Origin of the sequence: Bacillus sp. NPDC094106 (assembly GCF_044764345.1) — a bacterium.
GTDB lineage: Bacteria > Bacillota > Bacilli > Bacillales > Bacillaceae_G > Bacillus_A.
The window spans coordinates 148,337-169,783 of the sequence record NZ_JBIWHY010000008.1; the positions used below are offsets into that span (position 1 = coordinate 148,337).

Sequence of the window (21,447 nt, forward strand, 5' to 3'; positions counted from 1 at the left end):
GACTTTTTTAATTTGTAAGAATAACGGCTTCTACGTTTGGAGATTGAGTAGAATAGCTTACAAGTGAAATTGTGTAGATTGTATTTGGTTCAACTTTTACTTTCGGAATTGTGACAAGAATTTTTTTTGTATCAGCAAGTGAAATCTCAATATCAGCTGTACCGGGGCTTACTTGTAAATAATCTGTTATTTGTTTAAAGAGTACGTTTTCGAATAAATGATCACCATCTTTTAATGAAACGTTAACAACAGGGGTGTCAGGTGATAAGTGTGCAAATCTTATTTTTGCTTGACCAGATGGTAAATGAGTATTATCAAGCATTGGCTGTAGCTGGATATGTGAATTGTTACCGAGTACGACAAGCGTATAGGAATGGTTTCCCATCATGGGTACAAGTGCTGAAAAAATAGGTGTTTCATTACCAACAGGAACAATATCAATGCGGTATTGTCCTTGTGTTAAGGAAAAATAAGGACTGAACTGTTTAAAAGAAATATTTTTGATTACTCTCTGTCCATTCACTAAAACATCAATAGGTGGTGTATGAGAAGATGCGTGGAAAGTTCTCATATGGGATGGTAATGTTGCTTCTTGAGACTCACGTTTTTCATACGCATGTACAAGCTGTGTGATTGCATGATGATACTTCATAGATAATTCTATATATTTTTTAGGATTTGTATATTGATAGTAGCGAGCAAGTTGCTCATAACGAGCTGCTTCTTGTCCGTATTTTTCAATTTCAGATTGAGCCATGGAAACTCCTCCTTTGTCATCACTATAACTATATGCTTATTGGAAAAGGTGTTATGCAAAAAACTTGCTTTTCCAAAAGGAAACCGTTATCCCAAGTGTTAAAATGACAACAGCTAGTTTGTTTGATGTCACTAATTTTAAATATATACAAATTGCACGATTCAATGTAAGTAAAAGAAGTCTGAGCTAAACTATGAATTTTTTCATTTCTAGGCAAATACACATACAAAATAATGGTTGTCCTACATAATGTAAAAATGAAATGTAAATTTAAGTTATGGAGGAGAGGAATAAGTAATGTGGGGCTATGGATATCCCGGTAGTTATTGTGGATATGGTTATGGCGGATATGGTGGCGGAGGCTGTGGTACGGGTTATGGATTTGCGTTATTAGTTGTACTGTTTATTTTATTAATTATCGTTGGAGCATGTTGGGTGCGTTAATAATCGATAAAGAGCGTCATGCTGAACTGGTTAATATGGTTAATCGGTTCTTTTTTTTTTCTAGAAAAAAGAACCGATTAAGGAATAAGGATATTTATCATTTTAACCGAGAAGCCCCCTTTCTCTAAACGAAGTGAAGGGGGGGGGAGTTCAATTTGGGAATAAGTGATTTTAGAGTGGAACAAGTTAAATGTTTTGTGATGGCAAAAAATAGAATTGTAAGAAATTTGTCTAATTTTGTTTAAAAGTATGAAATATAAACTACATAAATAGGAAGGAAATTGACGGGAGTTTCGTCGAAGTTTACACAATGTCAGCGATTTTGAGAGGCTGATGTTATGATAAGAAAATAATTTGTTAGTTTGTTTTTAGGTTCATTTTTTATAAGGAGGAGGGATGTTTAGGCCGTAAAGCGCGTTTAGTTTTCAAGTATATTTCTGAATCTTCTTTTTTATTTTCGTTTTTTAGCACTTATTTGTATATTTTATAATAGTTTTTTCATAGATTCACTGCGCTTGCAGAGGATTCTTTTTTATGAAAGAAACGTCAATTTTCTTCATATGTATATACAAATTGGAGAAATGGGGGAGCGCTATGCGCGATTACTTAATTAAACCACTTGTTGGTCAACCGTATCCGATGATTTCACATGGAAAAGGTGTATATTTGTATGATCAAAATGGTAACAAATATTTTGATGGTTCGTCAGGAGCGATTACGGCTGGTATCGGACATGGCGTAACAGAGATTGCGGAAGTGATTAAAAAGCAGGCAGAGGAGATTGCTTTTGTCTATCGATCACAGTTTACGAGTGAACCAGCAGAGAAGTTGGCAAAGAAGTTAAGTGATTTAAGTGTAGGAGATTTAAACTGGAGTTTTTTCGTAAATAGTGGTACAGAAGCAAATGAAACGGCTATGAAAATTGCAATTCAGCATTTTCAAGAGCGAGGCATTCAAGGGAAACATAAAATTTTGTCAAGGTGGATGAGTTATCATGGCATTACGATGGGCGCTTTATCAATGTCTGGACATCCACTTCGTCGGCAACGGTTTGTATCTATTTTAGAAGATTATCCAACTGTGCCAGCACCTTATTGTTTCCGATGTCCTGTGCAAAAGGTATATCCAACTTGTCAGCTTTCTTGTGCAACAGAATTAGAACGTGCAATCGAGCGGATTGGAGCAGAACATATTGCAGCTTTTATAGCTGAACCAATTATTGGTGCTGCTGGCGGTGCAGTTGTACCACCAAAAGAATATTATAAGGTAATTAAAGATATTTGTAACCATTACAATATTTTATTTATTGCTGATGAAGTTATGACAGGTCTTGGCCGCACGGGTGCGTGGTTTGCGATGGAGCATTGGGGTGTGGAGCCAGACATCATGACGCTTGGAAAAGGCCTAGGTGCAGGTTATACACCGATGGCAGCGACAGTTGTAAGTGATCGTGTGATGGAACCGATTTTACGGGGGTCACGCTCTGTTATGAGTGGGCATACGTTAAGTGCAAATCCATTATCAGCAGCGACAGCTTTAGCTGTTATTGAATATATGGAAAAACATAATCTACCTGAAAAAACAGCTGAAAAAGGAGAGTATTTAATTAAAGGGTTACAAAAAATTCAACAAGAATCGACGATTATTGCTGATGTACGCGGAAAAGGATTCTTGATTGGAGTAGAATTGCAACCGTTTACAAAATCATCTGAACTTATTTCAGTTGCAGCGAAAAATGGACTTCTCTTATACCAAGCTGTTTCAGGGCAAGCAGGAAAAGAGGATAGCGCACTGCTTGTTGCACCACCAATGACAACTACATATTCTGAATTAGATGAATTACTTTCAATTTTTGCAAAAAGTGTGGAAGAGATGATGCAAAAGGGAGGGCATAGTATCGCATGACAACCATAACAAATACATTTGGTAAATTAAAAGAAATTGACGAGGTTATTTCGTTGTTTCATGATGATATGACATTAATGTTTGGGGGATTTGGCGGGGTTGGATCCCCTCCTTCACTCATACAAGCCATTGTAGAGAAAGGGATTACAAATTTACATTTAATTGGAAACGATACAGGGTTTCCGGATGTAGGAATTGGTCGTCTTGTGACAAATGAGAGAGTAAAATCACTCATTACTTCTCATATTGGTTCGAATCCAAATGCAGGAAGACAATTAAATGAAGGAAGATTACAGATTGAGTTTTCACCACAAGGAACATTAGCAGAGCGAATTCGTGCAGGCGGTGTAGGGCTTGGTGGAATTCTTGTTGATGTCGGTATTGACACAATTGTGGAGGAAGGAAAGCAAACAGTCGAGATGAGTGGGAAAACCTTTTTAGTGGAAACAGCTTTAACCGCTGAAGTAGCGATTGTATATGCTAAAAAAGCAGATCCGTTTGGTAATCTTGTATTCGATAAAAGCGCTCGCAATATGAATCCACATGTGGCAATGGCTGGAGATATTACAATTGTTGAGGCAGAAGAAATTGTCCCACTCGGAAGTTTAGATCCTGAAGAGATTGTTGTTCCAGGTGTTTTTGTAAATTATATCGTGCCATCGGAAGGAGTGAACTGGAAATGGGTATGGGAGTAGAAGTGAGAGATAAGATTGCAAGGCGTGCAGCGAAAGAGATACAAAATGGGATGATTGTTAATTTAGGAATTGGTATCCCTTCTCTTGTGCCTAATCATTTACCAGAAGATACGCATGTGATGTTTCATGCAGAAAACGGTATTGTTGGAATGGGCCCAACGCCTAGTAAAGGAAGAGAAGATGGAAACTTATGTAATGCGGCCGGATTGCCGACGTCGCTTATTACAGGAGCAAGTTATTTCGATAGCTGTATGGCATTTGGGATGATTCGAAAAGGATTGCTTGATATAACCATTCTTGGTTCCTTGCAAGTGAGTGAGAACGGTGATTTAGCCAACTGGATTGTACCAGGAAAACGCGTTCCGGGTATTGGCGGAGCGATGGATTTAGCACAAAAAGCAAAGCGGGTTGTTGTTGTGATGAATCATGTTGATAAATATGGAAACGCAAAAATTGTTTCAGAATGTACATTACCGTTAACGTCGAAAAAATGTGTGGATTTAATTATTACGGATATGGCTGTAATGGAAGTTACTTCTGAAGGTTTAGTACTTCAAGAGCTAATGAGCCCTTATACAGTAGAGGATGTGAAACAAAATACGGAGGCATCTTTTCATGTAAGTTCTAATTTACTTGTGATTGAATGAGAGGAGCTAACAAATTATGAAGCAATTAAAAAAACAAGTATGTGACTATATTGAAAGTCATGAAGGAGAAACTATAAAGCTCTTACAACGATTAATTCAAGAAAAGAGTGTATCAGGTGATGAAAGCGGTGCACAAGCAATTGTAATTGAAAAGCTACGAGAATTAGGCTTAGATCTCGATATTTGGGAGCCTTCTTTTACAAAAATGAAAAATCATCCTTATTTTGTATCCACACGAACAAGTTTTTCAGATAGTCCGAATGTTGTTGCGACTTTGAAAGGAAGCGGCGATGGAAAATCCATGATTTTAAATGGACACATTGATGTTGTACCAGAAGGTGATGTAAATCAGTGGGAACATCATCCATATAGCGGTGAAAGAGTAGGAAATCGTGTATATGGTCGTGGAACTACGGATATGAAGGGCGGAAATGTAGCTCTTATGCTGGCGATGGAAGCGATTATAGAACTGGGTATTGAATTAAAAGGAGATATTTATTTTCAAAGTGTAATAGAAGAAGAGAGTGGCGGAGCGGGTACTTTATCGGCAATTTTGAGGGGGTATAAAGCGGATGGCGTTATTATTCCTGAGCCGACAAATATGAAGTTTTTCCCGAAACAACAAGGTTCCATGTGGTTTCGCTTGCATGTGAAAGGGAAAGCAGCTCATGGTGGTACTCGTTACGAGGGAGTTAGTGCAATTGAAAAAAGCATGTTTGTTGTTGAGCATTTAAGAAAGCTAGAACAGAAGAGAAATGAACGGATTACAGATCCATTATATAAAGAAATCCCAATCCCAATTCCAATCAATATTGGGAAAATTGAGGGCGGTAGCTGGCCAAGTTCTGTTCCGGATTCGTTAATTTTAGAAGGAAGATGTGGAATCGCGCCGAATGAGACTATAGAGGCGGCAAAAGAAGAGTTTGAAAATTGGGTGAGTCAATTAAAAAATATTGACCCATGGTTTGAAGGATATCCAGTAGAAGTAGAATGGTTCGGAGCAAGATGGGTTCCTGGTGAATTGGATGAGAAGCACGTGCTTATTACAACGCTTCAAGATAATTTTGCCCAAATTGAAGGGAAAAGTCCCGTTATAGAAGCAGCTCCTTGGGGGACAGATGGCGGGTTATTTACACAAATCGCTGATGTGCCAACGATTGTATTCGGGCCAGGAGAGACAAAAGTAGCTCATTATCCAAATGAATATATTGAAGTCGATAAAATGATTACCGCAGCAAAAATTATTGCATGTACGTTACTAGACTGGTGTGAGGTGAAAAGATGAAATATTATGAATCATTTAGAGAACAGACGAAGCATTATACTGTAGAAGGAGTGTTAGATTATTTTAATAAGCGCATTAGAGTAGATCATTATACAGGAAATGTTGGAAGCATTACACAAACAATAGATGAATTAACAGAGAAGCACTCTTTCACAAAATGTATTATAAAAGGAAAGGGAGAGCATGTTTCAACATGGCTCTCCTTTGGTTTCTTATTGGAAGCAACGATACCGCATTATTTTCAAGGGCATGATGCGTACTTTTTCGTGAAGTATCGTAATGATGAAAGACGAAATAGTATTCATTGGGTGGAAGAAGACAATATTATAAGCGGTGTAAGAGCAAAAGAAGTAAAGGAAAAAGAAATTCCTGAGAAATTTGTGTTAAGAAAAGCGACAGAAGCAGACGCAGAAGAGTTAGCAGATGTGTTCGGAAAAGTGTTTGAAATTTACCCAACACCTTTAAATGAAGCGGGTTATGTGAAGCAGACGATGAAGGAGGATACAATTTATTACGTATATGAATTAGAAGGACGCATTATTAGTACTGCTTCTGCTGAAATGAACGTGAAAGAAGGAAATGCAGAATTAACGAATTGTGCTACTTTACCTGAATATCGAAAACATGGATTTATGAAAAGTTTACTTGTTAAGTTAGAGGAAGAACTTCAAGAGAGAGCTATTTTTTACTCCTATACGATTGCTCGCTCTCTTTCTTTTGGAATGAATGCGGCCTTTCACCAGTTAGGATATACGTACACAGGAAGACTTGCGAATAATTGTTATATTTTCGATAAATTAGAAGATATGAATATATGGACGAAAGATTTATCCCGCATGAATGGGCAGTAATACCCACCTTAAGATTCAGAGAAAAGCGAAGAAGATTGGTGGGGGATAAACTGCCCGTAAAAGTCCGATTGATGAGAGCTTTCCATCAGTGAAGGATGAAGAAAACCTCCACTGATGGAAGTTTCACTTTATCTAGCCATAAAGTAAAAAAATATGAGTAAGGCGTAAAAATATATAAATTTCACTAAAAAATAGAACAGAATCGTCATGCTTACAATCGCACACAGGGATGCCAAAATTTCGGCATATAATTTGCTGGATTTTTGGCAAGAGGGGGGATGACATTGCTGGCAGTTTCGACACAAGAAGTCATTGAAGCGATTTTAGGCAGTATTGATGAAGCCATCCATGCAGTGGATGAAAATGGTATTACAATTTTTTATAATACGGTTGCTGCGAAACATGATGGATCAAAGATTGAGAATGTATTAGGGAAACATTTATTAGAGGCATTCCCATCGTTATCGCGAGAAACGAGTACACTTATGAAAGTTTTAGATACACAAAAGCCAATCTTACATCAAGTTCAGCGCTATCAAAATTTAAAGGGAGAAGATGTTTGTACTGTAAATACAACGTTACCTATTTTCATAGAGGGAAGTATTGCAGGTGCTGTTGAAATTGCAAAAGATTATTCCACGATTCAAAAATTAACGGATACGATTGTTGATTTACAGTCAAAAATGAAGCGTTCTTCCAGTAGAAGATCTACTAAAAAGCATGTTGCGTTTAATACTATTGTGACGAATGATTCACGTTTTAGTCAAACGAAAGAGTTGGCACAAAAAGTAGCACCGACAGACGCAAATGTTTTAATATATGGTGAAACAGGAACAGGAAAAGAATTATTTGTACAAGCGATTCATGAGGCTTCAAAGCGAAAAAACAAACCGTTTATTGCACAAAACTGTGCCGCTCTCCCAGAATCACTATTAGAAAGTTTATTGTTTGGAACGACAAAAGGTAGCTATACTGGAGCGATTGAACGGGCGGGATTATTTGAACTTGTAGATGGAGGGACATTATTTTTAGACGAATTAAATTCGATGCCCCTTGATCTGCAGGCAAAAATGCTTCGTGTATTAGAAGATGGGGTAATTCGCCGCATTGGTGATAATAAAACGAGAAAAGTAGATGTCCGTGTCATCACTGCGATGAATCAGCCTCCAGAAGTATGTTTACGTGAAAATAAAATTCGTACCGATTTATATTATCGATTAAATGTATTTTCTTTATATATTCCACCACTTCGTGAACGAAAAGAAGATGTATTATTGTTGGTATCTTACTTTTTAAGAGACTATAACAAGGAATATAAAAAAGAGGTACTTCATATTGATAAGGAAACGAAAGAAAGGTTACTAGCGTATCATTGGCCTGGAAATGTGAGAGAATTAAAACATACCATTGAACATGCAGTCATCATTGCAGAAGGAACTTCGTTAAACACTTGTTGTTTGCCGCGTACATTGCAGAAGGACCTTCCAAAGAAGAAAAATATTTTACCGTTACGTGAAGCACTCCACCAAACAGAAAAAGAATTAATTGATAGCGCCTTAATAGAGACAGAAGGGAATATCTTGCAAGCTGCTAAATTACTAGGTATTCCAAGACAAACGCTGCAATATAAATTGAATAAGTATGACAAAACCGCCGAATAATCGGCGGTTTTTTATGAGTTTGCACCAATAAAAGAGCGTTTACATATATAAAGAGTACCGAATATGATACTGAATACTGCGCTATAACAAAACTAGAAAAATATTTTCTTCCATATATAATAGGATATTTTTCATGATAACGTACCGAGAATATAGAGTTGGCATAGTTATTGCTTATATAAAAAGTGAGCGTAAAAAAAGGGGGAATAGCAATGTTACACGATGTATATAAACCAAATCGTCATTGGAAAGATATTGAATTATGGAAAGATATCACAGAAGAGCAATGGAATGATTGGGTTTGGCAATTAACGAATACGATCAAAACGTTAGATGATTTAAAGAAAGTAATCAATTTAACACCAGAAGAAGAAGAAGGTGTTAAAATTTCAACGAAAACGATTCCGTTAAATATTACACCGTACTATGCTTCTCTTATGAATCCTGATGATCCGCGCTGTCCGATTCGGATGCAATCTGTACCGATATCGGAAGAGTTATATAAAACGAAGTATGACTTAGAAGATCCGCTTCATGAAGATGAAGATTCACCGGTTCCTGGTTTAACACACCGTTATCCAGACCGCGTTTTATTTCTAGTGACAAATCAATGTTCGATGTATTGTCGCTACTGTACACGTCGTCGTTTTAGTGGACAAATTGGGATGGGCGTACCGAAAAAGCAATTAGATGATGCGATTGCTTACATTCGTGAAACACCACAAGTACGAGACGTATTAATTTCTGGTGGTGATGGTCTTCTTATTAATGATAAAATCTTAGAATATGTATTAAAGAACTTACGAGCAATTCCGCATGTGGAAATTATTCGGATTGGAACGAGGGCTCCAGTCGTATTCCCACAACGTATTACAGAAAATCTATGTAATATTATTAAAAAATATCATCCAGTATGGTTAAATACGCACTTTAATACTTCTATTGAAATCACAGAGGAATCCAAATTGGCATGTGAAATGCTTGCAAATGCAGGAGTCCCAGTTGGAAACCAAGCGGTTATTTTAGCAGGAATTAATGATAGTGTACCGATTATGAAAAAGCTGATGCATGATTTAGTAAAAATCCGTGTTCGTCCATATTATATTTATCAGTGTGACTTATCGGAGGGAATCGGTCATTTCCGTGCTCCAGTTTCAAAAGGTTTAGAAATTATTGAAGGATTACGTGGACATACGTCTGGTTACGCAGTACCAACGTTTGTTGTCGATGCGCCAGGCGGAGGTGGAAAAATTGCCCTTCAGCCAAACTATTTAATCTCACAAAGCGCCGATAAAGTTGTGCTTCGAAACTTTGAGGGAGTTATTACAACGTATCCAGAACCAGAAAACTATGTGCCAGGAAGAGCAGAAGGTTACTTTAAAGAGATTTATCCAACATATGAGGAGAAGCGCTCTGACATAGGCGTAGCAGGATTGATGAGCGATAAGAAATTCAATCTTGTTCCGGATGATTTACAACGTATGAATCGCCGGAAAGATTATGAAACAAATGAAACACATTCTTCTTTAAAAGATAAACGAGATAAGCGTGATCAGTTAAAAGATAAAAAATATCAAGCCCAAATGGCGAAGTTAGAAGAAAATAAAGAAGCTGAGGGTGACGCAGTATGAATTGTATGTGGTGTGACAGTACAGAAGCGAAAGAAAGTCTGAATACTGTTTATTGGGAATTGCCAGATGGTACAAAAGCCATTGAAATTCAAAAGACACCATGCATCTCTTGTTCATCATGCGGAATGGACTATCAACCCGATCATGTTGTAAAAGAAATAGAAGATCAGTTGTTTTTAATTTATACAAAAGATTTACCAAAACAATTAACATATGAAGAGTTAATGGAACGACCGCGCCTATTAAAGAGAAATTATTTTGACTTTTAACCAGCGATTATGCTGGTTTTTTTCTTTTTACCCTTGTATAATGTACCCAAGTTAGAAAGGTAGGGAATATTTTTGAAAAAGTCATTTTACCACTATATGATGAAGCATCGTGCATCTTTAATCAAAAACGAAATATCTGATTTAGCTGAAGCTATGTATGATGATTTAAGTTTCCCAAAACAATCAGAAGATTACGATGAAATTAGTTCGTACTTAGAACTAAGTGGATTACTGGGAAGTATGTCTATATTTGATGAAGCATGGGAGCTGTATATACAAGAAAGATAACTATCAAAACATATACAAATATATTTGTATTGGTACATCACTCTATAAAAGTGATGTATTTTTTATGGAAAAAATTTTTCGAATATAAGCTCATGTGATAAGCGTTTTTCTATCGTTTGCATATACTGTTATCAAAATCACGGCTTTGAAAAGGAGAGATATAGATGTCCAGCAAAAAACAACCTAAATATAATGTCGGAGATATAGTCGTGATTACGCTATATGGAACCGTTGGTAAAATCACAAATATGAAAATGTTAGATGGCGTTTATGTATATGAAATTAATAATCATGATGGATATTATGTGGAACAAACTCTGCAACATGTTACAGAACAGGAAATGAAAAAAGGTGAAACAGAATGGATTGAATTACGCTATCATTTTACGTTCGGTGATCTTGTGCAAGTGACAGGTTATGATAAAGACGTCTTTCGCATTGTTGGTTTTCGTACAGAAGTATGGCGATATAAAAATGATGCGTGGGAAGATACAATATATGAGTTATCAAGAATTACAGACGGCGAGTGGCTTGAGGCTGATGAATCCGACTTAACATTACTCGCAAATGCACAAACAGCAAACGCTATTTTAAAGAAAATGAAACAAGATAAAGCTGGAATGAATAAATTAGACTTAGGAAAATTGAAGTCAATAAATAATTCGAAAAAGGTAAGTATTAAAACGAATAAGCAAGAGATTATTGATGGGTTATTAGATATTTATAATGACTATCAATTATTATATGAAACATTTCAGGATGAAGAATACAAAATTGTAATGGATGTTGTTCATAGTTATTTAGTCAAATTAACAGAGAAGAAATAGTGAACTAGAAAGTAAGAAGGAATTGAACAAAAATATATGCTGTATAAGGTATACCCACAATGATTAAAAAAATAAAAAGCCATTTAATAAGAGAGTCTGCCCATTTGTCTTCATGCATGAACTCTTCTTTTCTTTGTTCTATTTCGTATTGATAGTCCATTGTTATTTCCTCCTTTGGATAGCTTGTACTACATCGTATGTTGCAACCTTAGGCAATATGACTGATACCTGTAATATAAAAAAGAAAATCTATTTTTCTAATCTCATATACATAATTTTGAAATTCCTTCATAAAACAGAAATAAAGGAGTGATGCTCATGAAGGAAATTGAAGTCGTGATTGATACGGAAGAAATTGCGGAGTTTTTTTATGAGCAACTAATCGAAAGAGGGTATGTACCGAAACGAGAAGAAATTGAAAATCTTGCTGACATTACATTTGAGTATTTACTAGAAAAATGTATGATTGATGAAGTATTTGAAGAAGATGAAGAGTGAAAGTAACGGCGGGATAGACTCGTCGTTTTTTTACTCTTTAAAACATTGACCTTCTTTACAAATTTGTCACAGCACCTAGGGGGAATTATTGGTATAATAGAAAGGAAATTTTATACAAGAGGTGAAGGGATGTTCAAAAAAATTATTGATTCTGTATTCGGAAAGAAGAGTAGACATCGTTCGTATTCAAGTAGCGATTATCGCCATAGAGGGCATTCATATTCAAGTAGCGACTATAATAAGAGACGTCCATCTCATGGTTATGGGCATCAGCACTATAAAAGAAAGCGTAAGAGTCGTAGTTTCTTTTCAAGTAGTTGATGAATTGGCGTAAAATAATAGCTTGGTTTGATAGACCACTGCGTAAGAATACAATTGTTGCACAGCGTTATAAAATTGAATCAGTAATTGGAATGGGGAGCTATGGGTTTACCTATATCGTGAACGATTTACAGACAGACGAGAATAAAGTATTAAAACAATTGAGACAAAGCAAACAAAGATATATGTCTGGCAGAAAATCATTTACGCAGGAGCAAGAGATTTTAGCGAAGTTAGATCACCCAGCAATCCCAAGTTTATATGATCACTTCATATGGAAGAAGCAGCCATTTTTTGTAATGGAGTACATGCCGGGGAAGAATTTTGAGGATTTTATTTTCTTAGATGGTCATGTATATGAAGAATATGAAGTTTTTTGTATTTTAGATAAAGTATTGGAGATTGTCTCCTATTTTCATAATAAAGGTATTATTCATAGGGATTTAAGAATTCCTAACATTTTAATGGAAGAGAATCAGATTAGTATTATTGATTTTGGATTAGCGAGATTGAAGGGAGAAGTCGATGAACGAGCGTCCTCCTATGAAAGCGAACAAGCTTTTATGAGAGAGATTTATTATCGTAGCGACTTTTATGCACTTGGTCATTTTACATTGTTTTTGCTATACGCTGGTTATGAATCTAATAATGAAAAAGAAAAACCGTGGTATGAAGAGTTACAATTAGAAGAAGAAAACCGCGAAATTATTATGAGAATGTTACAAATGAAAGTTCCATATTATGAAAATGCACAAGATGTTAGAAAAGATGTACGCTATGCATTAGAGAGGATGGAAGATTAATGTTTCAAAAGTTTTTAGCAAGCGTTGGAATTGGAAACGCAAAAGTGGATACAGTTCTTGAAAAAGATGAATATATGGTAGGAGAAGAAATTGCTGGTGTGGTTCAAATTACTGGAGGATCGGTTAGCCAACAAATTGAAAGCATTTACTTAATATTATCAACATCTTATGTGCGAGAAGTAGATGATAAAAAGGAGAATGTGACATTTGACTTAGAACAAGTGCGTTTAACAGAGCCTATTAGCATAGAACCGAATGCAAGAATGGAAATTCCATTTTCATTCTCGATGCCCATTGAAGCCCCACTTACTTTTGGAATGAAGACGGTTTGGATCTATACAGGTCTTGATATTAAGCGAAGTATTGATCCATGTGATCTTGACTACATTCAAGTATTACCAAATGCATTATTAAACAGCGTATTAGATAGTGTAAAACAATTGGGATTCGAGTTTCGTCATGCAGAATGTGAAGAATTACCACATCGTTTGCGCAATCATATCCCGTTTGCACAAGAATTTGAATTTGTACCAGTTTCTGGACAGTATTATGGAGAATTAGATGAACTGGAATTATTGATTCTACCACGTGCTTATGATCGATTGGACATCATTATGGAAGTAGATAGGAAAGCACGTGGATTGGCGGGCCTATTTTCCGAAGCGTTAGATTTAGATGAAAAAGTAATTCGTTTTACTGTGACTCGCGAAGACATTCCATCGATGCAACAAAAAATTAACAGTTATATTTCTTACTAAATCATGCATAAAAAAGAAATGGAGAGGAAAACTAAAACAACCGCTCCATTTTTTTATATTGTGAGGTTATGTATGTGAAACGATATCGACATTTATACTTGTTAAGTTGTACGTTGCTCATTTGTTTTGTCGTATTATCACTTTCGTATCATACCGCTTGTATTGAGAAATTTGATGATGTTATTACACAATTTATTCAAAGTTTCCGGAACGAGTATGTAACATCGTATTTCATTTGGATGTCTTATATCGGTTCAAAAAGAATATATTTTCCATTACTCATTATAATGGTAATGTATTTTCTCATACGAAAAAAGTTGTTAAGTGCGTTATTTTTAATGATTAATTATTATGGATCTCGTTATTTTAACAACATGCTCAAGTTATGGTATGAGCGTCCAAGACCCGATGTGTCGCAACTTGTTACAGCGACTGGATATAGTTTTCCGAGCGGTCATGCGATGAATGCTACGGCATTTCTAGGGTTTATTGCTTATGTAACCATTACTGAACATCGTATTGCATTGCACAAAAAGTTATTGATTATTTTTATCACATGTTTCCTAGTATTTTCAATTTCTGTTAGCCGTGTCTATCTTGGTGTCCATTATCCATCTGATATATTAGCTGGATGGGCAGCGGGGGGGAGTTGGCTCATTTTATGTATTATATTTCACCAAGCATTCATCAAAAAAGAACCTATGTCGTCATAGGTTCTTTTTGCATAGGCTCAACATGAATATGAGTATATAAAATTCCAAATTTTTGTCGTAACATATCTTCAATTTCATCAGTAATGTAATGGCTCTTGCTTACTTCCATATGAGCATCTACTTCAATGGTAATATCTACATACGTTTGATTTCCATACATACGGGCACGAATATCGACAATATGTTCAACACCTGAAACAAGCTTGACAGCTTGCGAGTATTCTTCCATTTTTTCGGGGTCAATTCCATCTGTTAACATATGGGAAGCTTCTACAAAGATGTCCCATGCAGTTTTACAAATAATCAACCCTACAACTAAGGCGGCAATTGGGTCAAGTATAGGCATATTGAATTGTGATGCTAAAATACCAATCAATGCACCGATACTAACGAGTGCATCTGATAAATTATCTTTTGCAGCGGCTTCCAATGCTTTACTTTTGGTTTGCTTCGCAATTTTATTCGTATACATATACACGCCATACATGATGACAGCACAAAATAAGGCAACCCATGCTGCTAGTACATTAGGTGCCGTCTGTTCGGGAGTAAAAAACGATCGAATTGCACTTATGATAACTTCTAAACCGACTGTTGCCATAATAAAGGAAGCAACAAGTGAAGCGATTTGTTCTGCGCGTGAATGTCCATATGGATGATCCGGATCACGAGGCTTACGGGAAATTTTAAGACCAATTAAAACAGCTAAAGAGGCACCTATATCCGTTAAGTTATTTAAACCATCCGCACGTAGTGCGCTGGAAAGGGCAATATAGCTAATGATAATTTTCATTGATGATAAAAATATGTAAGCAATAATGCTGACAATGGCACCCTTATCAGCTTCTTTGTTAGAAAGTGAATTCATAAAGATCACTCACCTTTCTATTAGGAATTTCTTTCTATAAATAGAGTATCAAACGAAACTCATGTGGGTCTATACAAACATTGTTGACGGCTTATAGCTTTTTGAGTAGGGGATAACAAAGTTTCGCAAAGGAAAAATATGTTGAAAAGTACAAAGTTAGGAAAGATAAAAAAATGCCACTGAAACAATATATTTCAGTAGCATTTTTTATTTCAGTACGCTTCTAAAAACTCAGTAACTTGTTCTTCTGTTTTTGCGTTTGCGCTATGTAAGTGACCTAGTTTTTCACCGTTTTGGTATACAAGTAAGCTTGGAATTCCCATTACTTGATACTCTTCTGCAATATTTGGGAACTCATCTTTATTAATAGAATACCATTCGAATTTTTTGAACTCTTCCATTACATCTTCGATAAAGTTGTCCATACGAACACAATCTGGGCACCATGTTGTAAAAAACTTAATTACTACTGGCTCCTCGCTTGCGATGATGTCTTTGAATTCCTTGTCAGACTTGATTTCTCTCATGTTTTTGACTCCTTTCATTGTCATACGAATTTGCTATTATTTTTATGCAAAATCCGTATTTGCAAACATTTTGCAAACATTAGTGTTTTTGAAATAGATTATTTGCAAAATCTTCAACTGCTTTTTCTTGTAGGCCTGGTACAACAGGTGAGTAGGTGTCTAATATGATACCTACTCTTTTATGTCCTAACCGTTCACTTACAATCTTCGGATGAATACCTTGTTTTAACATTAAAGTTGCATGTGTATGTCGAAGATCGTGAAACCGAATATCAGGAACCTCACTTTTCTTTATAAGCTTTTTCTAGAGCTGTGTCAAACTTCTGAATTTACAGGGATTACCGTTGAAGATAGGGCAAACCAAATCATAATCGTTATATTCGCTACTGTAACGTTTTTTTCTGCATTTATTCGCTCACGATGTTCTTCTAAAGCATGTAGTGTAATTTCGGGAAGTATGATTAAACGTTTCCCAGTAGCTATTTCTGGTCAAATGTTATGTTCACCCCCACTTCAAAACATGTTAGCGTTTAAGTGATGGGTAGTTGACTTCGGACGGGGTATTCATCTAGCTAACCTAGTTGCACTTTAATACGAGTGATACATTACATTGAAAATTATTTGTTGCTATCATTAGATTCATCCTTTTTAATAGATAATTTCTTTATAGTATATATTATCATCATAATTCTTGTTCTAGATGTAACTTTAGAACAAACTTTGATTTTTTCAGTATATAAGTATACGAAAAAATATTATAATAACTGAATGAACAAATGTTTTTTTAGGAGGAACTATTTTTGAAAGAGTTGGTATATTTAGATAAGGACTTTATACATTCTTTTATTGCGCAAATAAATCATGAATTAATAGGTGCTAAAAGTAAAGAGATTCAAGAACACAGAATGGAGGCAAAGGAAAATACGCTAGGGCAGCAGTATAATGCTCTAAATCAATTTGAAGATTATCTTCTTAAAAATTCTTCATTAGTTAATTTTAATGAACTGAAAGACAGCGAGGAAGTGAATCCAGGTTCATATATTAAGTTTACTTCAAGTTTTCAACCGATAAATTTTGATGTTGTTCAAAAAATGATAAATGATAAATTTATTAAGTTTCTTTTTAATAAACTAGAAGAAGCAAAAAATGTAGAAGTACAAAATATCCTTGAACAAACATTAACACTCGAACAAAGGACTGTTTTTCTGAATGAACTCGAAAAAACATACGAGAATATGGTGAGTGTTCAAAAGAATAAGATTCATTCAGTTAAAGATATGTTGGTATATATTAAAGAGGCTATTCCATTTAGCTCGTTTATAAAGATGGATAATTGTTTAATACCAGTTAAGGAGTGCTATTTAAGTGAGAGCATCGGAGAACTCGCATTTAAATACGGATCAGAAGACACATCAGTCGAAATCACCCTAATTGGAAAAATAACAAAAAAAATAAATAAAAAAGAAATACATGCTCTTGATTATTCGAATTTGGTAGATAAGCAGCCAAATGAAATTTTAAATAAATTTTTAGGATTTCCTACAAATTTACTAGGGGGATTTAAAGTAGTAGCAGCGAATAATTATATCATTTCACCAGTTGCTATGTATTTTGAATAAGGCTACATTTTACCTTTATATTACCAGGAATGGGGCTTTAATCCTATTTTTGGATATTGAGAAATAAATTAGAAAGGTGTTAATAACAATTTCATTTTGTAGTAAATTCGAAACTCCCTAACTTTGAATAGCTAGGGAGACGGTATAACAGCCAACGAAGGCTTAGTTGTAAGATATCATAAATTTTTAAAAATGTATCTATGTAAATTTTTGGAAAACAAAGAGTCGCTAGAAGGGTATCAAGGACTAATGGCTCAGATGGAATATTTGGAATGTAGGTCAATCGATAATTTTATTGAGATGAATTACATTGTGGTAAATAGAAAGCAATCTATAGTATCCGTAAAATATCGTGCATGTGAATCTATAAAAATTGATTTAGCAGCAATAGAAGAAGATTTAGAAAGGGAACATCAATCGATTATGATACCAGAAGTAAAACTAACCTTTAAATACAAAGGTGGTAGTAAAAATCTTACAGATTGCTAAAACAATGGTGATTTTTATCTAAATAATTTTAGTCCGGCTAGAAAACTAGAGGACACCAATTTTTTAGAGCAGCAATTAAAGCTGTTTTAAGAATGGTGTCCTTTTTATTTTGAAAAAGAGAGATGTGAGGAATGAAAGTATTAAGGATCAATTAAGGGAGTGGAAAAAGCAGTTTAATCAAGCCAAAAAATAAGAAAAAGAGAAAAGAAAAACTAAGTTAACGTGATATTGAGGATTCAATGGGGATTTATGGTCCGCGATTTGGGGTACAGTTCAGGATTAGCAAACAGATTCTCTTTCTTTTTTGTGTATATAAATCCATTTTAATTTTTCGACATCTAAATCCCTGCTCTGTAGAATAAAAAGTAACTTACACTCGTTTGCTCTTTCTGTTTTTACTTCGCATGTGGAAGAAAAGGGCCCTGACCGCTTCTATGCATGGCCAGATGCTCTCTCCCATCTAAAAGAGGGGTTTTATGTCGTTTTTTAATTGATGTATATATAGAAAAAGGAACTCATAAAGAATTCCTTTTCTAGTTCGTGTGTGAGTTATAAATAGATAGTAAGATAATATAATATTACATTCTAATATAAAGAATTACAACAAAAAATTTAAAATATATCGTGAGACAGTGTAAGTACAAACAAAACTTTATTTGTGAAATCTTCAACTGCTTTCCCTCTTTAATATGCAATACATTTCATGACGTAGACCAAGCTATTGTGAGGAATTGTTACAGGTTTATAAGCATATAAGTTTATAAAATACATCTTTATGTACAAGGAGTGGGTAGAGTGAATAGAGTAGGAAAGGATGATTTTGTTTCTGGATTTGTACCAAATCATAATCATGGATCGGTGGATTATACATCTGTTGAGGCGGGGCATGTGCATCAATGTCTTGATGTAACATCTCCACCAATTCCCGCACAAGAAGGTGGGCATATACATTATACGGAAGGATATGTTGTCTTTGAGGATGGACATACGCATTATTATAAGGCATACTCAGGACCTGCGATTCCTGTAGGAAATGGAATGCATGTTCACTATTATGATTTTTATACCACTGAAGATAATGGACATAAACACCGTGTTAAAGGAGTGGATCAACCTGCTCCAGGTAATAAATAAAGTTAATGCAGAGGATGGAAAATTCCAGATTCGCCTGATATATATATGATAACTTCTCAAATGATTTTATAATCCTTGATAAAGATGGGAATTTATATACCTTTACGAGTAGTGCTCCTAATATAGATGGTTCATACCAATCTATAATAGCTATTGGCGATGATTATACAGAAACCGCATGTACGAAAGATAGTATGCAAGTACCTAAATCGTTTGAAGCTAAATTAACAGATAGAGAAAAGAAAGAAGCGCATGATATTTAAAAAAATAATCTTGATAAGACAGAAAGATGGATTGAATTGTGTTGATGCAATCGAATAACTTTTGAGAAAAGAGGGACAAACGTCTCTCTTTTTTTATTTTAACTAAAAATAGTTAACCAAAAATTTCTATAAAATATATAGAAATTGAAAATTCTTACGATATAATATAATGGAAATATAAAGAATAATGATTGTAATAAGATTATATTGAGAGGGTATGGAAAATGTTATATCAGAAACAGGCAACACAACAAACGCCAGCATATATCATTTATTTACTTGATGTTAGCGCTTCTATGAACCAAATGATGGATGCTGGAAGTGAAGAGAAGCGTCGGATTGATATTGTTACGGATGCACTTTCATTAGCTATTCGCCAAATGGTATTCCGTTCGACGAAAGGAAGTCGATTATTACCACGCTATCGATTATCTATTTTAGCTTATAGCGATCAAGTATATGATTTGTTAGGTGGTATAAAGACAATTGATGAGGTTGCTAGATTGCGACCGTTAGAGAATATACAAACACAGCGATTAACAGATACAGCGAAAGCATTTTCTGTTGTGGAAAAGTTATTACATGATGAATTGCCGAATCTTCAAGAAGGACCCGCTCCAGTTATTTGTCATATGACTGATGGAGCGTCGACTGGAGAAGACCCTGAGCCAATTGTAGAGCGAATTATGAACTTATCTGTTCCAGACGGTAAAGTACTTGTTGAAAATATCTTTATTTCAAATGAAATTTTACAAGAGAAAATTATAGATATGAAGAAGTGGTCAGGAATTATGCCTCATACTGAAATTCAAGATGAATATGGTGCGAAATTGAAAAAGTTATCATCTCCAATCCCAGAAAGTTATCGAGAAATGATGATGGAACATGGATACAAAATTGAAAAGGGAGCAATTATGATGTTGCCCGGAACAAACGCTGATTTAGTTTCTTTAGGGTTTCAAATGTCGGCAGCAACTCCTGTTCGATAGAAGGTGAAAAGATGAAGTTACAAGTTGTCTCTCAAGTTGAAGAAACACCCTTACAGCTAGTGAAAAATGATAATTTCATATGTAAATATGGATATTATCGTGCGAGGGAGTCGCAAGAATTACAGGAAAGTGGACAGGATTTCCTTGCTTTTCACATGAATGATTCTTCGATTACTTTTGCAGTATGTGATGGTGTTGGCATGTCTTTTTGTGGAGAATTAGCATCGGCATTTATAGGGAAGAAGCTCATGAATTGGCTATCTAATCTAAAGGATCCTTATGAGTCAAATTCTCTTCAAAAAGAGTTACATGAGCTTCTTCAAGTATGGACAAATGAAGGAATGGAGATTGTTAAGTCATTTCCATTACCAGATAATACAGTGTGGCTTCTTGCTGAAGTACTTGAAGAAAAACGTAAACATGGAAGTGAATCTATGTTTATTTGTGGGAAAGTTGAATTAGTAATGTCTGAAAATAAAGCTAGAGTATTATGTGTTATGCATGGGGACTCGTATATAAACTTTCTGAAAAATGATAAACAACATATGGAATATATACAGAAAGAACGAGATACTCATAAAAGATGGTCAACATGTAAGGGGATAATTGGAGAACCAGTTGAAGTTTTGTGTAAAACTGTGCCTATAAATGAAATGAATCGCATCATTGTTCATAGTGATGGGTTACCAATGCTTAAACAATATGAAGAGGCTAACTTGAAGGAAGAAATTGCACGTACACAGGAATCTCCTACTAGTGACGATATAGCGTATTTTGATATTTCATGGTAAAACGAGGCGAGAGGGTGATAAACATTGGAGGGAATTATTGTAACCTATATTACACAATCAAACGAAGAGGTGGATATCGCAATTCCAAATGATGTGAAAACAATACAAATTATTGAATCTATTTTACACTATGAAAAAATCGAAGAGAATCAAAGTTTGTTATATGAAATACGTGCAACGAGAGATAAGGAGGAGTGGTTGTCTGTTCTACAAGATGAAACATTAAGGGATCAACATGTATGGGACGGATATTATATCATGCTGCACAAAAAAGGTACGTTAATTCCTTCTTTAGAATTTATCAAGACACAAGAAATAGAAGAGAGACAAGTTGCTGTTCAAGAAACGGGTAAAGAAGATGGTTATGTATGGAAAGTAATTGAATAAATGTTTGAGAAAAGGAAAGAGGGAAAT

26 protein-coding genes and 1 pseudogene are annotated in these 21,447 nt (G+C 35.1%); 22 read left to right on the forward strand and 5 right to left on the reverse strand.

Annotation, left to right across the window (positions count from 1 at the left end):
• Window positions 1–7: 7 nt before the first annotated feature.
• Window positions 8–757, reverse strand: a complete 750-nt coding sequence (locus ACIQ7L_RS14105) for a DUF4397 domain-containing protein (protein ID WP_400569989.1) — start codon at window positions 755–757, stop codon at window positions 8–10.
• Between the two features lie 297 nt (window positions 758–1,054).
• Between ACIQ7L_RS14105 and ACIQ7L_RS14110 the strand changes: the two genes are divergently transcribed.
• The 11 genes from ACIQ7L_RS14110 (at window position 1,055) to ACIQ7L_RS14160 (ending at window position 11,260) form a co-directional block, all read left to right on the forward strand.
• The gene (locus ACIQ7L_RS14110) at window positions 1,055–1,201 is read left to right on the forward strand and encodes a YjcZ family sporulation protein (RefSeq protein ID WP_097898646.1); all 147 of its coding nucleotides are present in this window, start codon (window positions 1,055–1,057) and stop codon (window positions 1,199–1,201) included.
• Window positions 1,202–1,795: 594 nt separating this feature from the next.
• Entirely contained in the window at window positions 1,796–3,106 is a 1,311-nt protein-coding gene (locus ACIQ7L_RS14115) for an aspartate aminotransferase family protein (protein WP_097898647.1), read from the forward strand.
• Entirely contained in the window at window positions 3,103–3,801 is a 699-nt protein-coding gene (gene atoD / locus ACIQ7L_RS14120) for an acetate CoA-transferase subunit alpha (protein WP_400569992.1), read from the forward strand. The genes ACIQ7L_RS14115 and atoD overlap by 4 nt, the downstream gene beginning before the upstream one ends.
• Window positions 3,786–4,448: a CoA transferase subunit B gene (locus ACIQ7L_RS14125; protein WP_400569993.1), complete on the forward strand. Its 663-nt coding sequence runs from the start codon at window positions 3,786–3,788 to the stop codon at window positions 4,446–4,448. Before atoD ends, ACIQ7L_RS14125 begins: the two co-directional genes overlap by 16 nt.
• A 16-nt stretch (window positions 4,449–4,464) precedes the next feature.
• Window positions 4,465–5,733: a peptidase gene (locus ACIQ7L_RS14130; RefSeq protein WP_097898650.1), complete on the forward strand. Its 1,269-nt coding sequence runs from the start codon at window positions 4,465–4,467 to the stop codon at window positions 5,731–5,733.
• Window positions 5,730–6,584 carry a putative beta-lysine N-acetyltransferase gene (ablB, locus tag ACIQ7L_RS14135; RefSeq protein ID WP_400569996.1) on the forward strand — a complete coding sequence of 285 codons (855 nt, stop codon included), beginning with the start codon at window positions 5,730–5,732 and terminating at the stop codon, window positions 6,582–6,584. The genes ACIQ7L_RS14130 and ablB overlap by 4 nt, the downstream gene beginning before the upstream one ends.
• Before the next feature lie 278 nt (window positions 6,585–6,862).
• Complete coding sequence (locus tag ACIQ7L_RS14140; protein ID WP_400569998.1) at window positions 6,863–8,245, forward strand: sigma-54 interaction domain-containing protein; 1,383 nt, start codon at window positions 6,863–6,865, stop codon at window positions 8,243–8,245.
• A gap of 212 nt (window positions 8,246–8,457) precedes the next feature.
• Window positions 8,458–9,876: a lysine 2,3-aminomutase gene (gene kamA, locus ACIQ7L_RS14145; protein WP_400570000.1), complete on the forward strand. Its 1,419-nt coding sequence runs from the start codon at window positions 8,458–8,460 to the stop codon at window positions 9,874–9,876.
• The gene (locus tag ACIQ7L_RS14150) at window positions 9,873–10,145 is read left to right on the forward strand and encodes a YokU family protein (protein WP_017149664.1); all 273 of its coding nucleotides are present in this window, start codon (window positions 9,873–9,875) and stop codon (window positions 10,143–10,145) included. Before kamA ends, ACIQ7L_RS14150 begins: the two co-directional genes overlap by 4 nt.
• A gap of 72 nt (window positions 10,146–10,217) precedes the next feature.
• Window positions 10,218–10,433, forward strand: a complete 216-nt coding sequence (locus tag ACIQ7L_RS14155) for a YozE family protein (RefSeq protein ID WP_400570002.1) — start codon at window positions 10,218–10,220, stop codon at window positions 10,431–10,433.
• 164 nt (window positions 10,434–10,597) lie between these two features.
• The gene (locus tag ACIQ7L_RS14160) at window positions 10,598–11,260 is read left to right on the forward strand and encodes a hypothetical protein (RefSeq protein WP_097898656.1); all 663 of its coding nucleotides are present in this window, start codon (window positions 10,598–10,600) and stop codon (window positions 11,258–11,260) included.
• A 4-nt stretch (window positions 11,261–11,264) separates the two neighbouring features.
• Here the strand turns inward: ACIQ7L_RS14160 and ACIQ7L_RS14165 are convergent, their stop codons facing one another.
• Window positions 11,265–11,420, reverse strand: coding sequence for a DUF3930 family protein (locus ACIQ7L_RS14165; RefSeq protein ID WP_097898657.1), 156 nt, complete (start codon window positions 11,418–11,420; stop codon window positions 11,265–11,267).
• A gap of 158 nt (window positions 11,421–11,578) precedes the next feature.
• On the opposite strand from ACIQ7L_RS14165, the gene ACIQ7L_RS14170 reads away from it, so the two are divergent.
• The 5 genes from ACIQ7L_RS14170 (at window position 11,579) to ACIQ7L_RS14190 (ending at window position 14,353) form a co-directional block, all read left to right on the forward strand.
• A complete protein-coding gene (locus ACIQ7L_RS14170; RefSeq protein ID WP_400570004.1) occupies window positions 11,579–11,758 on the forward strand; it encodes a YozD family protein in 180 nt (59 codons plus the stop codon).
• A 129-nt stretch (window positions 11,759–11,887) separates the two neighbouring features.
• Window positions 11,888–12,079: a hypothetical protein gene (locus ACIQ7L_RS14175; protein WP_335359261.1), complete on the forward strand. Its 192-nt coding sequence runs from the start codon at window positions 11,888–11,890 to the stop codon at window positions 12,077–12,079.
• A complete protein-coding gene (locus tag ACIQ7L_RS14180) occupies window positions 12,079–12,882 on the forward strand; it encodes a serine/threonine protein kinase (protein WP_400570006.1) in 804 nt (267 codons plus the stop codon). The genes ACIQ7L_RS14175 and ACIQ7L_RS14180 overlap by 1 nt, the downstream gene beginning before the upstream one ends.
• Entirely contained in the window at window positions 12,882–13,640 is a 759-nt protein-coding gene (locus ACIQ7L_RS14185; protein ID WP_400570009.1) for a sporulation protein, read from the forward strand. The genes ACIQ7L_RS14180 and ACIQ7L_RS14185 overlap by 1 nt, the downstream gene beginning before the upstream one ends.
• 74 nt (window positions 13,641–13,714) lie before the next feature.
• Window positions 13,715–14,353, forward strand: coding sequence for a phosphatase PAP2 family protein (locus ACIQ7L_RS14190; protein ID WP_400570011.1), 639 nt, complete (start codon window positions 13,715–13,717; stop codon window positions 14,351–14,353).
• Here the strand turns inward: ACIQ7L_RS14190 and ACIQ7L_RS14195 are convergent.
• The 3 genes and pseudogenes from ACIQ7L_RS14195 to ACIQ7L_RS14205 all read right to left on the reverse strand — a co-directional run bounded on the left by ACIQ7L_RS14195 (window position 14,340) and on the right by ACIQ7L_RS14205 (window position 16,195).
• A complete protein-coding gene (locus ACIQ7L_RS14195) occupies window positions 14,340–15,221 on the reverse strand; it encodes a cation diffusion facilitator family transporter (protein ID WP_400570013.1) in 882 nt (293 codons plus the stop codon). The two genes, ACIQ7L_RS14190 and ACIQ7L_RS14195, sit on opposite strands and share 14 nt — an antisense overlap.
• Window positions 15,222–15,433: 212 nt before the next feature.
• Complete coding sequence (locus ACIQ7L_RS14200) at window positions 15,434–15,748, reverse strand: thioredoxin family protein (RefSeq protein WP_400570015.1); 315 nt, start codon at window positions 15,746–15,748, stop codon at window positions 15,434–15,436.
• 79 nt (window positions 15,749–15,827) lie between these two features.
• Window positions 15,828–16,195: pseudogene (locus tag ACIQ7L_RS14205) on the reverse strand (tyrosine-type recombinase/integrase).
• 353 nt (window positions 16,196–16,548) lie between these two features.
• Between ACIQ7L_RS14205 and ACIQ7L_RS14210 the strand changes: the two are divergent.
• From ACIQ7L_RS14210 to ACIQ7L_RS14235, 6 genes are all read left to right on the forward strand, one after another.
• Window positions 16,549–17,367 carry a DUF6414 family protein gene (locus tag ACIQ7L_RS14210; RefSeq protein WP_400570017.1) on the forward strand — a complete coding sequence of 273 codons (819 nt, stop codon included), beginning with the start codon at window positions 16,549–16,551 and terminating at the stop codon, window positions 17,365–17,367.
• A gap of 267 nt (window positions 17,368–17,634) precedes the next feature.
• A complete protein-coding gene (locus ACIQ7L_RS14215; RefSeq protein ID WP_400570018.1) occupies window positions 17,635–17,856 on the forward strand; it encodes a hypothetical protein in 222 nt (73 codons plus the stop codon).
• A 795-nt stretch (window positions 17,857–18,651) separates the two neighbouring features.
• On the forward strand, window positions 18,652–18,990 hold the full coding sequence (locus tag ACIQ7L_RS14220) for a YmaF family protein (RefSeq protein ID WP_400570020.1): 339 nt from the start codon (window positions 18,652–18,654) through the stop codon (window positions 18,988–18,990).
• Window positions 18,991–19,477: 487 nt separating this feature from the next.
• Window positions 19,478–20,242 carry a vWA domain-containing protein gene (locus tag ACIQ7L_RS14225; RefSeq protein ID WP_400570022.1) on the forward strand — a complete coding sequence of 255 codons (765 nt, stop codon included), beginning with the start codon at window positions 19,478–19,480 and terminating at the stop codon, window positions 20,240–20,242.
• A gap of 11 nt (window positions 20,243–20,253) precedes the next feature.
• Entirely contained in the window at window positions 20,254–21,033 is a 780-nt protein-coding gene (locus ACIQ7L_RS14230; RefSeq protein ID WP_400570024.1) for a protein phosphatase 2C domain-containing protein, read from the forward strand.
• Window positions 21,034–21,057: 24 nt separating this feature from the next.
• Entirely contained in the window at window positions 21,058–21,420 is a 363-nt protein-coding gene (locus ACIQ7L_RS14235; RefSeq protein ID WP_400570026.1) for a hypothetical protein, read from the forward strand.
• Window positions 21,421–21,447: the final 27 nt, after the last annotated feature.

Bases quoted from the DNA above. Each gene is read 5' to 3' on its own strand.
- ACIQ7L_RS14105 (WP_400569989.1), bottom strand. From the start codon at position 757: ATGGCTCAATCTGAAATTGAAAAATACGGACAAGAAGCAGCTCGTTAT.
- ACIQ7L_RS14110 (WP_097898646.1), top strand. From the start codon at position 1,055: ATGTGGGGCTATGGATATCCCGGTAGTTATTGTGGATATGGTTATGGC.
- ACIQ7L_RS14115 (WP_097898647.1), top strand. From the start codon at position 1,796: ATGCGCGATTACTTAATTAAACCACTTGTTGGTCAACCGTATCCGATG.
- atoD (WP_400569992.1), top strand. From the start codon at position 3,103: ATGACAACCATAACAAATACATTTGGTAAATTAAAAGAAATTGACGAG.
- ACIQ7L_RS14125 (WP_400569993.1), top strand. From the start codon at position 3,786: ATGGGTATGGGAGTAGAAGTGAGAGATAAGATTGCAAGGCGTGCAGCG.
- ACIQ7L_RS14130 (WP_097898650.1), top strand. From the start codon at position 4,465: ATGAAGCAATTAAAAAAACAAGTATGTGACTATATTGAAAGTCATGAA.
- ablB (WP_400569996.1), top strand. From the start codon at position 5,730: ATGAAATATTATGAATCATTTAGAGAACAGACGAAGCATTATACTGTA.
- ACIQ7L_RS14140 (WP_400569998.1), top strand. From the start codon at position 6,863: ATGACATTGCTGGCAGTTTCGACACAAGAAGTCATTGAAGCGATTTTA.
- kamA (WP_400570000.1), top strand. From the start codon at position 8,458: ATGTTACACGATGTATATAAACCAAATCGTCATTGGAAAGATATTGAA.
- ACIQ7L_RS14150 (WP_017149664.1), top strand. From the start codon at position 9,873: ATGAATTGTATGTGGTGTGACAGTACAGAAGCGAAAGAAAGTCTGAAT.
- ACIQ7L_RS14160 (WP_097898656.1), top strand. From the start codon at position 10,598: ATGTCCAGCAAAAAACAACCTAAATATAATGTCGGAGATATAGTCGTG.
- ACIQ7L_RS14165 (WP_097898657.1), bottom strand. From the start codon at position 11,420: ATGGACTATCAATACGAAATAGAACAAAGAAAAGAAGAGTTCATGCAT.
- ACIQ7L_RS14170 (WP_400570004.1), top strand. From the start codon at position 11,579: ATGAAGGAAATTGAAGTCGTGATTGATACGGAAGAAATTGCGGAGTTT.
- ACIQ7L_RS14175 (WP_335359261.1), top strand. From the start codon at position 11,888: ATGTTCAAAAAAATTATTGATTCTGTATTCGGAAAGAAGAGTAGACAT.
- ACIQ7L_RS14180 (WP_400570006.1), top strand. From the start codon at position 12,079: ATGAATTGGCGTAAAATAATAGCTTGGTTTGATAGACCACTGCGTAAG.
- ACIQ7L_RS14185 (WP_400570009.1), top strand. From the start codon at position 12,882: ATGTTTCAAAAGTTTTTAGCAAGCGTTGGAATTGGAAACGCAAAAGTG.
- ACIQ7L_RS14195 (WP_400570013.1), bottom strand. From the start codon at position 15,221: ATGAATTCACTTTCTAACAAAGAAGCTGATAAGGGTGCCATTGTCAGC.
- ACIQ7L_RS14200 (WP_400570015.1), bottom strand. From the start codon at position 15,748: ATGAGAGAAATCAAGTCTGACAAGGAATTCAAAGACATCATCGCAAGC.
- ACIQ7L_RS14225 (WP_400570022.1), top strand. From the start codon at position 19,478: ATGTTATATCAGAAACAGGCAACACAACAAACGCCAGCATATATCATT.
- ACIQ7L_RS14230 (WP_400570024.1), top strand. From the start codon at position 20,254: ATGAAGTTACAAGTTGTCTCTCAAGTTGAAGAAACACCCTTACAGCTA.